The organism is Burkholderia singularis, from assembly GCF_900176645.1.
Classification (GTDB): Bacteria; Pseudomonadota; Gammaproteobacteria; order Burkholderiales; family Burkholderiaceae; genus Burkholderia; species Burkholderia singularis.
In genome coordinates, this window is the sequence record NZ_FXAN01000044.1 from 65,588 (window position 1) to 77,998 (window position 12,411).

Here is a 12,411-nt window from a genome sequence, read left to right on the forward strand (position 1 = left end):
GCGCAACGGCATCGGTGGCTTGATCGACGTTGGCCGGCGCGGATGGCGCGAACGCGAACTGCCGGCGGCCGACCGCCGGCCGCGGCGCTGCGAGCGCCGCCGCGCGGCCTTCATCGTCCGTTCAACATCCATTCATGCGCCGGATCGTTCTTGAAATGCCAGACGCGCGCCGGCCCGGCCATCACGTTCAGATAGTAGGACTCGTACCCATACGGCACGACGACCGGATGGTAGCCGCGCGGCACGAGCACGACGTCGTGATCGCTCACGGCCATCGATTCGTCGATATCGCGCGCATCGGTGTAGACGCGCTGAAATACGAAGCCTTGCGGCGGATGTACGCGATGATAGTAGGTCTCCTCGAGCGAGCTTTCGTGCGGTACGTTGTCGGTGTCGTGCTTGTGCGGCGGATAGCTCGACGAATGTCCGGACGGCGTGCGCACCTCGACCACGAGCAGCGATTCGGCCGGCTCGGTTTGCGGCAGGATGTCGCAGACGTAGCGCGTGTTCGCGCCGCTGCCGCGCACCGAGCGCTGCATCTGCGACGGCTTGATGAGCCGCGCCGGATAGCGCCCCGCGGCGGGCGCGCTCGCGACGCCGAGTTCGGCGTCGCGCGACGCGCGCACGCTCACGCCGAGCTTCGGCGGCACATAGAGCGCATACGGCGCGACGCCGTCGAACACGCTGTCGCGCGAGCCGAGGTCGTGCCAATGCGTGCCGTCTTGCGCGTCGATATCGACGGTGCCCGTGAGCACGACGATGCACATTTCGCGCTCGGTCTGCGCGAGCGCGATGCTTTCGCCGGCCTTCAAACGATACGCGGCAAAACCGACGTGTTTCCAGTTCGCGGACTGTGGCGTGACGCACGCGATCGACGTGCCTTCATTCGCGCCTTTGACGAGCAGGCTCATTACGCGGCCTCCTGACGGACGGCGGGGGGCAACGGCGCGCCGACGAGCGAGCGCAGCACGCGGTAGCCTTTTTGCGCATACGCATAGCTCGGTGCGACGGCCGGATCCTGCTCGGCCTCGACGACGAGCCAGCCGCGATAGCCGTGTTGCTCGAGCATCGCGATCAGCGCCGGAAAATCGATCGCGCCGTCGCCCGGCACCGTGAATGCGCCGGCGATGACGGCGTCGAGAAAGCTCCAGTTGCGGTTGCGCGCGAGCCGGATCACGGCGGGGCGCACGTCCTTGCAATGCACGTGGCATACGCGGCCGATGTGCTTGGCCAGCTCCGTCACCGGATCGCCGCCGCCGAACGTCATGTGGCCCGCGTCGAACAGCAGCCCGACCGCGTCGCTCGTGCTTGCCATCAGCCGGTCGACGTCCGCGGGCGATTCGACGTATGCGCCCATGTGATGGTGATAGGCGAGCTTCACGCCCTGGCTCTGCGTGTATTGCGCAAATGCGTCGACACGCGCCGCATAAGCGTCCCACTGCGCATCGGTGACGAAGCGCGGGCGCTGGTACAGCGGCACGGGCGCTCCCTGAATCGAGCCGGCGACTTCGCCGTACACCATCACGGCCGCACCGTTTTGCGCGAGCAGTTCGAGATGCGGACCCACCGCATCGATCTCCTCCTGCACGCCGCGCTCGGCAAGGCGCCCCGAATACCAGCCGGACACGAGCGACAGATCATATTGCGCGAGCAGCGTTTTCAGCGCCTGCGGCTCGCGCGGGAATTTATTGCCCAGCTCGAAGCCTTCGTAGCCGATTTCGCGGCCTTCGGTCAGCGCGACGCTTAGCGGCGTCTCGCCGCCGAGCGACGGCAGATCGTCGTTCATCCACGATAGCGGGTTGATGCCGATGCGAATGTGGGTTGGGTTCATGTCGATGAATCCGCAGAGGAGGAAGCATTGGATGGCGCAGCGCCATCGGTGTCGATGCCGCGGCCGGTACCGTCGCGCATCGCGACCTGCCGGTCGTAACGGGCGCGCGCGGCGCGCACCGCTTCGCGCGGCGAGACTTCGGGCACCGCGACTTCCCACCACCAGCCGCCTTCATCGGTCGTGCGGGCGGGGTCGGTGTCGATGCTGATCACGTAGGTTTGATTGGATGCGCGCGCGCGAGCGAGCGCCGCATCGAGCCCGGCGAGGTCGGCGACATGCTCCGCCCGTGCGCCGAGCGCGCGCGCATGCGCGGCGAAATCGATCGGCGGCGCGCCGAGCGGGCCCTGCACGCAATCGGCGAGCAGATTGTTGAACGGCGCGCCGCCGCATGCCTGCTGAAGCCGGTTGATGCAGCCGTAGCCGCGGTTGTCGAGCACGACGATGATCAGCTTCGCATCGAGCATCACCGATGTCGCGATCTCGCTGTTGAGCATCAGATAGCTGCCGTCGCCCACCATCACGATCACTTCGCGCTCGGGTTTCGCGAGCTTCACGCCGAGGCCGCCCGCGATCTCGTAACCCATGCACGAGTAGCCGTACTCGACGTGATAGCCGCCCGGCACGGCCGCGCGCCACAATTTGTGCAGCTCGGCGGGCAGGGTGCCGGCCGCGCACACGACGATGTCGTGCGCCGGCGAATCGGAAGCCGAGCGCTGCACGGCGCCGATTACGTCGGCGTCGTAAGGCAGCACGTCCGCGCGCTGCGGCGCGTGCGTGAGCGTGGCGACGGTGTCGCGCCATTGGCCGGCGAGCGCTTGCGCGCGTCCGGTCCATGCGGGTTGCGCGCGCCAGCCTTCGAGCCGCTTGCCGAGCGCATCGAGCGCGAGCCGCGCGTCGGCCTGCACGATCGATGCGCGGTATTTCAGCGCATCGAATGCGTTCGCGTTGATGCCGATCACGCTGGCTTGCTGAAACAACGTGTTCGAGCCGGTCGTGAAATCCTGCAGGCGCGTGCCGAGCGCGATCACGCAGTCGGCCTCGGCGGCGAGCGCGTTCGCCGCGGGCGAGCCCGTCACGCCGATCGCACCCGCGTTGAGCGGATGATCCCACGGCAGCGCGCTTTTGCCCGCCTGCGTTTCGCCTACCGGCACGCCGTGGCGCTCGGCGAACGCGCGCAGCGCCTGCACGCCGCCTTCGCTGTACAGCACGCCGCCGCCCGCGACGATCAGCGGCCGCTTGGCCGCGCGCAGCGTCGCGAGCGCCGCATCGAGTTCGGCGTCGCTCGGCGCGCTCGCATGAAACGATACGACGCGCGGCTCGAAGAACGCGGCCGGATAGTCGTATGCCATCGCCTGCACGTCCTGCGGCAGCGCGAGCGTGACGGGCCCGCAGAGCGCGGCGTCGGTCAGCACGCGCAGCGCGCGCGGCAGCGCGGTGAGCAACTGCGCCGGATGCACGATCCGGTCGAAATAGCGCGACACGGCCTTGAATGCATCGTTCGCCGAAATGCCGCCGTCGTGAAAATCCTCGATTTGCTGCAACACCGGGTCCGGCGCGCGCGAGACGAAAACGTCGCCGGGCAGCAGCAGAACCGGCAGCCGGTTCACGTGCGCGAGCGCGGCGGCGGTGACGAGATTCGTCGCGCCGGGGCCGATCGACGTCGTGACGGCCATCATCCGGCGGCGCATGTGCGTCTTCGCATAGGCGATCGCGCTATGTGCCATTGCCTGCTCGTTGTGCGCGCGATAGGTGGGCAGCACGTCGCGGTACTGATACAGCGCCTCGCCGAGACCCGCGACGTTGCCGTGCCCGAAGATCGCGAACACGCCGCCGAACAGCGCTTCGGCGGCGCTGCCGGGGTTGCCGGCCCCGTCGCCGGCAGCGCCAGTGGCCACCCGCTGCGCGGCCAGGTAGCGCACGAGCGCTTGCGCGGTGCTCAGCCGCAGCGTACCCGCGCCGCGCGCCGCGGTTTCATCCAAGGAGCGGCTCATGTGATTGCCTCATAAGATCTTATCGTTCGTGATGGTGGGATGCACCGCGCGATCCGCTGCGCTCACGCGACGCGCCGCACCGCGTCGAGCTGGCCGCCGCGCCGCACATGCGCGGCGCGGGCCGTGCGCCACGCGTCGATCAGCGTTTCGAACGTGTGCCGCACCTGCGCGATCAGCGCGTCGTCGTCGATCTCGCCTGCGAGCCATGCGCGGCTCGGCTCGTGAAAGATCGTGCGGCCGACCGTGAAGCCGCGGCAGGTTGCCGATGCGGCCGCCGCGTTGAAGCCGTCGACCAGCTCCTCGACGCTCGCAGACAGCCCAAGCAGCACGACGCCGCGGCACGACGGGTCGCGCTCGGCGATCAGCGCGTCGACCGCCTGCCATTGCGCGGCATCGAGCGGCGCGAGTTTCCACCATTCCGGGTAGAGGCCGATGTTGTACAGCCGCTTGATCGCGCGATAGACGGTTTCAGCGGTGTGCGGCAGATCGTCGCGGCGCGGCGGAATCACTTCGAGCAGCAGCTCGTGGCCGCTTGCCTGCACCGCGTCGTACAGCGCGCGCAATTGCGTTTCCTGCTCGATGCGCTGCTCGGCAGGCTCGTCCGGGTGAAACTGAACGAGGCACTTCGCGACATGCTCGCGCGGCCAAGACACGAGCGTCGTGCCGACCGAGCGGCCGTGATCGAATTCGAGCGGCAGCGAACCGGGCAGCTCGACCGGCCGGCCGATCCACCAGCCGCGCCCGGTGGCATCGTTCAGCGCGTCCTGGCCGTAGCGGTCGTCGATCAGCACGCCGATCCTGCCTTGCAGGCCGAGCTGCGCTTCCGTCTGCGCGACCGCGTCGACGAACAGCTGCTTGAGCATGGCGATCCTCGCAAGCGGCGCGCCCGTCTGGCGTGCAAGTTCGAAGAATTGCGGACGATGATCGAACGCGAAGCCGAGCACTTCGTCGCGCGGCACGCGCGCGGGCGTCACGCGGTGCAGCCGCGCGAGCGTCGCATCGAGATCGGGGCGGCGCATGCGCACGGGGTCGCGCCGCGCCTCGTCGGCGAAATACGCGAGTTCGGCGGCCGTGGGCATCGCGGGCGAGCAGCCGTGGCGCGACACCACGAGCGCGCCGCACAGGTTCGCGGTGCGCGCTGCTTCGTCGAGCGGCGCGCCGCGCAGCCAGCGCGACAGGAAGCCGGACGCGAACGCGTCGCCCGCGCCGAGCACGTTCAGCACGTCGACCTCCACGCCGCCGATGATCGGCAGCGCATCGAGGTTCGCGGGCGCGTCGCCGTCGACGATCGAGCAGCCCAGCGGCCCGCGCTTGACGACGAGCGTGGCGCTCGTCACCGCGCGCACCATCGCCAGCGCGTCGACGAGCGTGTCCTTGCCGCCCGCGATCCTGAATTCCTCCTCGGTGCCGATCACGAGATCGAACAGCGGCAAAATCCGCTGCAAATGCGCGCTCACTCCTTCGTTCGCAATGAAGCGCGTCTCGCCGTCGGCCTTGCCGGTCAGCCCCCACAGTACCGGGCGATAGTCGATGTCGAGCACCGTGCGCACCTGGTTGCGGCGCGCGTAGTCGAGCGCGCGGCGGCTTGCGCGGTTCACCTGCTCGGTCGAGAAGTGCGTGCCGGTGACGAGCAGCGCCTTCGACGACGCGATGAACGCCTCGTCGAAATCGTTTTCGTCGAACGCCATATCCGCGCAGTTCTCGCGCATGAAGATCAGCGGAAACGTGTCGCGATCCTTCAGGCCGAGCAGCACGAGCGCGGTGAGCCGCTCGGGGTCGGCGCGCAGATGGCTCACGTCGCAGCCTTCTCGCGCGAGCGTTTCCACGAGAAAGCGGCCCATGTGGTCGTGGCCGACGCGCGAGAGCATCGCCGATTTGAGGCCGAGCCGCGCGCAGCCGAACGCGATATTGCCCGACGAGCCGCCGAGATATTTGGCAAAGCTCGTCGCGTCCTCGAGCCGCGCGCCGATCTGCTGCGCATAGAGATCGACCGCGACGCGGCCGATGCAGATCACGTCGAGCGGCCGCTCGGGCGCAAAGGAAAGGGTAGGGGAAGTCATCTCGAGTCCTGGATGTCAAATGGTCGCGCCGTCGAGTTCGGCGATCATCTTCTGCATTTCGGCGCCGCCCGCCATCATGTCGAGCACCTCGTCCTTGCTGACCGTTTCCTTCGTGAACGTGCCGAGCGAGCGGCCGCGGTTGAGCAGCGTGAACGAATCGCCGATCGGGTAGGCGTGATGGACGTTGTGCGTGATGAAGATCACCGAGATGCCTTTCGCGCGCGCGGTGTGGATCAGCTTCAGCACGTTGAAGCTTTGCTTGACGCCGAGCGCGGCGGTCGGCTCGTCGAGAATCAGCACGCGCGCGCCGAAATGGATCGCGCGCGCGATCGCGAGACATTGCCGCTCGCCGCCGGACATCGTGCCGATCGGCTGATGCGGATCGCGCACGTTGATGCCCATTTCGGCGAGCTTCGCGCGGGCGATTTCGGCGCTCGCGTCGAGATCCATCACGTTCAGCAAGCCGAACAGCTTCTTCTGCGGCTCGCGGCCCATGAAGAAGTTGCGCGCGACCGACAGCAGCGGCACGAGCGCGAGATCCTGATAGACGGTCGCGATCCCCAGATCGAGCGCATCCTTCGGCGATTCGAACGCGACGGGCTTGCCGTCGACCAGATACTGGCCTTGCGACGGCTGGTGAACGCCCGCGAGCGTCTTGATCAGCGTCGATTTGCCGGCGCCGTTGTCGCCGAGCAGGCAGTGCACTTCGCCGCGCTTCAGGCGCAGCGTGACGTCGGACAGCGCGATCACCTTGCCGAAGAACTTGCTGACGTTCTCGAGCGCGAGGATCGTATCGTTGCAGGCTGGCGTGGACATGCTGGAAGCTCCCGTGGCGAATGGCGTGGTGCGTGGCGTCATGCTTGCGATACGCGGCGGCGCACGTAATGGTTGAACAGCACGGCGACGAGCAGCATTACGCCAAGGAACACGCGGAACCAATCCGAGCTGATATTCGTGTACGTGATGCCGATTTGCACGACGCCGAAGATCAGCGCGCCGAACGCGGCGCCGATCACCGAGCCGTAGCCGCCGGTGAGCAGCGTGCCGCCGATCACCGCGGCGATGATCGCCTCGAACTCCTTTTGCAACCCGCGGTCGGCCGCGGCCGAGCCGATGTCGGCCACTTGCAGCACGGCGAACAGGCACGCGCAGAACGCGGTCAGTACGAACAGCGAGATCTTCACGCGGCGCACCGGCACGCCGACGTTCTTTGCCGCCAGCGCGTCGCCGCCGACGGCGAGCATCCAGTTGCCGTAGCGGGTTTTCGCGAGCGTGAACGCGCCGATCGCGGTGATCGCGAACCACCACAGCAGCACCTTCGGCACGCCGGGCACGAGCGGCTCGCCGCTGTCGAGCATCTGGCCCACGCCGTGCTGAGCGAGCCAGCGGAACAGCCCGTGGAACGCGACGCCCTGGAACAGCAGATGCGCGATCGGATCGGCGTGCGCGTAGTCGCCGAGGCCCGAGACGATGGTGCGGTCCGCGAACATGATCGACAGCGCGAGCGTAAGGCCGCGCAGGATGAACAGGAATGCGAGCGTGACGATGAACGACGGCAGCTTCGTGCGCATCACGAGATAGCCGTTCAATGCGCCGAGCGCCATCGAGCCCGCGAACGCGAACAGGATCGACAGCGAGATCGGCCAGTGAAAGTAGACGGTCGGGATTGCCACCATCATGCCGGCAAAGCCGATCATCGAGCCGATCGACAAGTCGAACTCGCCCGCGACCATCAGCAGGCACGCGCCGACCGCGAGTATCCCGAGATACGCGGCGACTTGCGACCAGTTCATGATCCCGTCGAGATTGAACATGCCGGAGCCGCCCGCGCCGAACGCGAACACCGCGAACACCAGCACGGTGCCGGAAATCGCGGCGAATTCGGGACGGTTGAGAAAGCGCTGGAACCACGCTTCGCCGCGCAGGCGCTCGTCGGGACGAGCGCCTGCCGGCGGTTGCTCGTGAGGATGCGCGGAAATGTGTTTGCCGATGACGCCCATGATGTCTCCTGTAACTGCTCGAGCCGCTGCTTCAGCGCTCGCGCGGGTCAGAGTGGCGCTGTCGCGCCGCTTCCGGCCCGCGCGCGTCGCACGGCGCGCCCAAGCCTGCGATGCGGTGCGAAAGCCCTCAGCGATACTGCCCCGCGTACTTGATCACCTTGTCCAGATTTTCCTTCGTGATGAAGCCCGGGCCGGAGCGGATGTTCTTCGGCCCATACGACGGCTGCAGCCCGTAAGTGGCAAGGCGCGCCTGGAATTTCGGATTCGCTTGGAGAAGCTGGCGGATCTTCGCCGGATCGCTCGTCTTGTTCTGCTTGGCGATCGCCAGCACGGCGACCGGAATGTAGCCTTGCAGGTACGGCTGCTGATCGATTGCGAACTTGATCGCGCCGCTTTGGATTGCCTTTGCGATGTCGTCGGAGAAATCGAACGTCGCGAAATACAGCTTGCCGGTGAGCCCCATTTGCTGAATCGCCTTGAGCGTCGCCGCGGCCGGCACCGGGCCGAGCGTGAGGACCGCTTGCGTGTTCGGATGGTTGCGCAGGTATGCGCTGACCTTCGATTGGATCTCGGTCGGGTCCTGTCCCGAATCGATCGTCGACGCTTTGTAATCGGCGCCGATCGCGTCGGCAAAGCCGCGGCAGCGGTCGAACGATACGCTGTTGGTCGCCAGGTGGTTCACGCACAGGAACGACTTCACGCCCGCGGCCTTCGCCTTTTCGCCCGCCGCGTGCCCCGCGACGTACTCGGGCTGCCCGACGTGCATCATCGCGCCCAGTTGTGCGCTTTGCTCCTCGGTGCCCGAATTGATCGTGACGAGCGGGATCTTCTTCGCGGTGACCTTCTTGAGCGAATTCTTCAGCACGTCGTAATCGGCGATCGTCGTGATCACGCCGTCGTAGTCGCGCGCGGCCGACTGCTCGATCAGGCGCGCCATGTCGGCGATATCGCCGTTCGGCGGGTTGCGGTAGTCGGTCGTGACGTTGAAATCCTCATCGGCCTGCTTGATCGCGTTCTTGATCGTGTTCCACCACGAATCCGAATCGGGCGCATGGCTGATCAGCACGAAACGGGCGTCCGCCGCATGCGCTGCCGGCGTTGCCACGCCCGCGAGCGCGGCGAGCGCGACAGTCAATGCGCGCAGCAACGCCTTGCCAGTGCAAAGTCTCATGTCTCCACCTGTGTCTGTCGTTATCGGGCGAACGCAGATCGGGCTGCGTTCACGAGCAAGGTTAGGTCAACTCGCCACGAATTGCAAAGAAAATTTTATTTAGTTTTATTGTGGAAAATTTATTCCATTTCGATTCGCGCGCGCCTATACTCGGGGCACGACAAATACAGCCGGAAGGGCGCGCCGCCCGCCGCAACCCTGCCCATGGACGACACGCCCCAATCCGAAACGCCCGCCGTCGACGATCTGCTGCAACGCATCGCCGACGCATACGACGCGCTGCCGCGCCAGTTGAAGAGCGTCGCGTCGTATATCGACGAACACCGCTCGAGCGTGATGATGGATCGCACGAGCGATATCGCCGAGCGTTGCGGCGTGCATCCGTCGGCCGTCGTGCGCTTTGCGCAGCGCTTCGGCTTTTCCGGGTTTTCCGATTTGCAGGCGGTGTTCAAGGATGCGTACACGGGCCAGAACCCCTCCGTGCAGAGCTATCAGCAGCGCATTCGCAGCCTGATCGACGGCGATGCGGGTCCGATGACGGGCGGCGCGGTCGCACGGCAGTTCATCGACGCGTCGCGCTCGGGCCTTGACGAACTCGCCGCCGGCCTGGACGACGCGCAGTTCGACGCCGCGGTCACGATGCTCGAGCGCGCCGAGAACATCTACGTGGTCGGCGTGCGCCGGTCGTTTCCGGTGGCGAGTTACATCGTCTACGCGCTGCAGCATACGGCCAAGCGCGTGCATCTCGTGTCGGGGCTCGGCGGGATGTACCGCGAGCAGATCCGCAGCGTGACGAAGGGCGACGTCGTGATCGCGATCAGCTTCATGCCTTACGGCAAGGAGACGCAGTATTGCCTGCGCGCCGCGCGGCACAACCATGCCGATACGCTCGTGATCACCGACAGCCGGCTGTCGCCGCTCGCGCGCGATGCCACTGCCCATCTGCTCGTGAAGGAGGGCAGCGCGTTCGCGTTCCGCTCGCTCACGAGCACGATTTGCCTGTGCCAGGCGCTGTTCATCGCGCTCGCGTACCGGCTGGAATTGAACGTAGAAGAAGTCAAGGACACTGGAGGATACGATGATTGATGCAGTAGCGAAGGCCGCGCCGGCGATCGACGTGGCCGTGTTCGGCGCCGGGCGGATCGGCCGCATTCATGCGGGCAATTGCGCGCGCCAGCCCGGCGTGCGGCTCAAATACGTGGTCGACGTCAACCGCGACGCGGCGGCGGCGCTCGCCGCGCAGCACGGCGCGCAGGTTGCCGACGTCGACGGTGCGCTTGGCGACGCGTCGATCGGCGCGGCGGTGATCTGCTCGAGCACCGACACGCACGCGGACCTGATCGTTCGCGCCGCGCGCGCCGGCAAGCATGTGTTCTGCGAGAAGCCCGTCGACCTGACGCTCGCGCGCGCGCGCGAGTGCGAGGCCGCCGTCGCGCGAGCGGGCGTGGTGTGCATGATCGGCTTTCAGCGGCGCTTCGATCCGACGTTCGACGCGGTGAAGCGTCGCATCGACGCGGGCGAGATCGGCACGCCGGAAGCGCTTGTCGTGACGAGCCGCGATCCGGGCCCGCCCCCCGTCGATTACATCAAACATTCGGGCGGGATTTTCAAGGACATGTTGATTCACGACTTCGATATCTTCCGATGGATTCTCGACGACGAGGCCGACACGCTGCATGCCACGGGCAGTTGTCTGACGGATCCGGCGATCGCGCAGGCGGGCGATATCGATTCGACGGCGGTCACCATCCGCACGAAGCGCGGCCGGCTCTGCCAGATCAATACGTCGCGGCGTGCCGCGTATGGCTACGATCAGCGCTTCGAGGTGCTCGGCAGCCTCGGCATGCTGCAGGCGGGCAACGTGCGGCCGACCGAGGTGACGGGCTACACGGCGAGCGCGGTGTCGACCGATCTGCCCGAGGCGTTCTTCCTGGAGCGCTATCGCGCCGCGTATGTGCGGGAGATCGAGCACTTTGTCGCGGCGGTCGCGCGCGGCGAGCCGGTGCGCACGACGGTCGCCGACGGCGTGAAGGCGCTTGAGCTTGCCGAGGCGGCGACGCTGTCGTGGCGGGAGGCCCGCGCGGTGAAACTCGGTGAAACGGCGGCCTGAAGGAGGCGAGCGATGGCGGTACTGAAAGGTTTCGCGAATCCGATGAGCGCATTGGGTGCATCGGACGTATCGGACGTATCGAATGCGCCGGATTCGGCGCGCTCGCCGAGTCCGGCCAAGCCCGCCGAGTCGGCCGGCTTGTCGGAGCGCCGGTGCGCATCGGCATCGCCGGGCTCGGCCGGCTCGGCCGGCGTCATGCGGAAAATCTCGCGCGCCGCGTCGCGGGCGCCGAGCTGACGGCGGCGTGCAGCCCGGTTGCCGACGAATGCGCGTGGGCGCGCGACGCGCTGAAGGTGCCGCGCGTGTACGACAGCTTCGACGCGCTCGCCGCCGATCCCGAGCTGGACGCGCTGTGGCTCGTCACGCCGTCGGCGCTGCACGCGGATCAGATCGTCGCCGCGCTCGCCGCCGGCAAGCACGTGTTTTGCGAGAAGCCGCTGTCGCTCGATCTTGCCGAATGCGAGCGGGTGCTCGCCGAAGCGAATGCGCGGCCGCACCTGCACGCGATGATCGGTTTCATGCGCCGCTTCGATCCCAGTTATCGGGATGCTTACGAGCGTGTCGCGTCGGGCTCGATCGGCCGGCCGTTCCTGGTGCGCTCGCAGACCTGCGACCAGAACGATCCGGACGGCTTCTTCGTGCGCTTTGCGCCCAGCTCGGGCGGAATTTTTCTCGACTGCACGGTGCACGACATCGACGTCGCGCGATGGTTGCTCGGCTCGCCGCGCGCAAAGCGCGTGTACGCGGCCGGCACGGTCGCGCTGCATGAAGGATTGCGTGCGTGCGGCGACGTCGACAACGGCGTGGCGATCTGCGAATTCGACGGCGGCGGGCTCGCGATGTTCTACGCGTCGCGCACGATGGCGCACGGCAACGACACGCATTCCGAGGTGATCGGCACGGCCGGCGCGCTGACGATCGGGCGCAACCCGCGCGCGAACCGCGTCGAGATCTACGATGCGACGGGCATTCGCAACACGTGCACGCCGACGTTCTTCGACCGTTTCGACGAAGCGTTCCTGATCGAGGCGCAGGCGTTCGTCGCGGCGGTGCGCGGCGATGACGGCGAGGTCGGCGGCGCGACGCTCGCCGATGCGCTCGAGGCGACGCGCATCGGCCATGCGCTGCGCGCGTCGCTCGACAGCGGGCGGGCGGTGGAGTTGTAGCGGGCGGCGTCGGCCGCAGTGGCGGCCCGGGCGAGCCCGAGGGTCAGCCCAGCGGGCAGCGACAGGCGCAGCGACGCGGGGC

General features: G+C 67.3%; 10 protein-coding genes. 3 read left to right on the forward strand and 7 right to left on the reverse strand.

Features of this window, described 5'->3' with window-relative positions:
- Positions 1 to 110: 110 nt before the first annotated feature.
- From iolB to BSIN_RS08825, 7 genes are all read right to left on the reverse strand, one after another.
- A complete protein-coding gene (gene iolB, locus BSIN_RS08795) occupies positions 111 to 911 on the reverse strand; it encodes a 5-deoxy-glucuronate isomerase (protein WP_089340191.1) in 801 nt (266 codons plus the stop codon).
- Positions 911 to 1,831, reverse strand: a complete 921-nt coding sequence (gene iolE, locus BSIN_RS08800) for a myo-inosose-2 dehydratase (protein WP_089340192.1) — start codon at positions 1,829 to 1,831, stop codon at positions 911 to 913. The genes iolB and iolE overlap by 1 nt, the downstream gene beginning before the upstream one ends.
- Positions 1,828 to 3,822, reverse strand: coding sequence for a 3D-(3,5/4)-trihydroxycyclohexane-1,2-dione acylhydrolase (decyclizing) (iolD, locus tag BSIN_RS08805; RefSeq protein ID WP_089340193.1), 1,995 nt, complete (start codon positions 3,820 to 3,822; stop codon positions 1,828 to 1,830). The genes iolE and iolD overlap by 4 nt, the downstream gene beginning before the upstream one ends.
- A 62-nt stretch (positions 3,823 to 3,884) precedes the next feature.
- The gene (locus tag BSIN_RS08810; RefSeq protein ID WP_089340194.1) at positions 3,885 to 5,882 is read right to left on the reverse strand and encodes a bifunctional 5-dehydro-2-deoxygluconokinase/5-dehydro-2-deoxyphosphogluconate aldolase; all 1,998 of its coding nucleotides are present in this window, start codon (positions 5,880 to 5,882) and stop codon (positions 3,885 to 3,887) included.
- 15 nt (positions 5,883 to 5,897) lie between these two features.
- Positions 5,898 to 6,698: an ATP-binding cassette domain-containing protein gene (locus tag BSIN_RS08815; protein WP_089340195.1), complete on the reverse strand. Its 801-nt coding sequence runs from the start codon at positions 6,696 to 6,698 to the stop codon at positions 5,898 to 5,900.
- 38 nt (positions 6,699 to 6,736) lie between these two features.
- Positions 6,737 to 7,882, reverse strand: a complete 1,146-nt coding sequence (locus BSIN_RS08820) for an ABC transporter permease (RefSeq protein WP_059513600.1) — start codon at positions 7,880 to 7,882, stop codon at positions 6,737 to 6,739.
- Between the two features lie 127 nt (positions 7,883 to 8,009).
- Positions 8,010 to 9,053: a sugar ABC transporter substrate-binding protein gene (locus tag BSIN_RS08825; RefSeq protein ID WP_059513597.1), complete on the reverse strand. Its 1,044-nt coding sequence runs from the start codon at positions 9,051 to 9,053 to the stop codon at positions 8,010 to 8,012.
- Positions 9,054 to 9,257: 204 nt separating this feature from the next.
- Between BSIN_RS08825 and BSIN_RS08830 the strand changes: the two genes are divergently transcribed.
- From BSIN_RS08830 to BSIN_RS08845, 3 genes are all read left to right on the forward strand, one after another.
- Complete coding sequence (locus tag BSIN_RS08830) at positions 9,258 to 10,139, forward strand: MurR/RpiR family transcriptional regulator (protein WP_059514142.1); 882 nt, start codon at positions 9,258 to 9,260, stop codon at positions 10,137 to 10,139.
- The gene (gene iolG, locus BSIN_RS08835) at positions 10,132 to 11,163 is read left to right on the forward strand and encodes an inositol 2-dehydrogenase (RefSeq protein WP_089340196.1); all 1,032 of its coding nucleotides are present in this window, start codon (positions 10,132 to 10,134) and stop codon (positions 11,161 to 11,163) included. The genes BSIN_RS08830 and iolG overlap by 8 nt, the downstream gene beginning before the upstream one ends.
- 152 nt (positions 11,164 to 11,315) lie before the next feature.
- The gene (locus BSIN_RS08845; protein WP_089340198.1) at positions 11,316 to 12,329 is read left to right on the forward strand and encodes a Gfo/Idh/MocA family oxidoreductase; all 1,014 of its coding nucleotides are present in this window, start codon (positions 11,316 to 11,318) and stop codon (positions 12,327 to 12,329) included.
- The last annotated feature ends 82 nt before the right edge of the window (positions 12,330 to 12,411 follow it).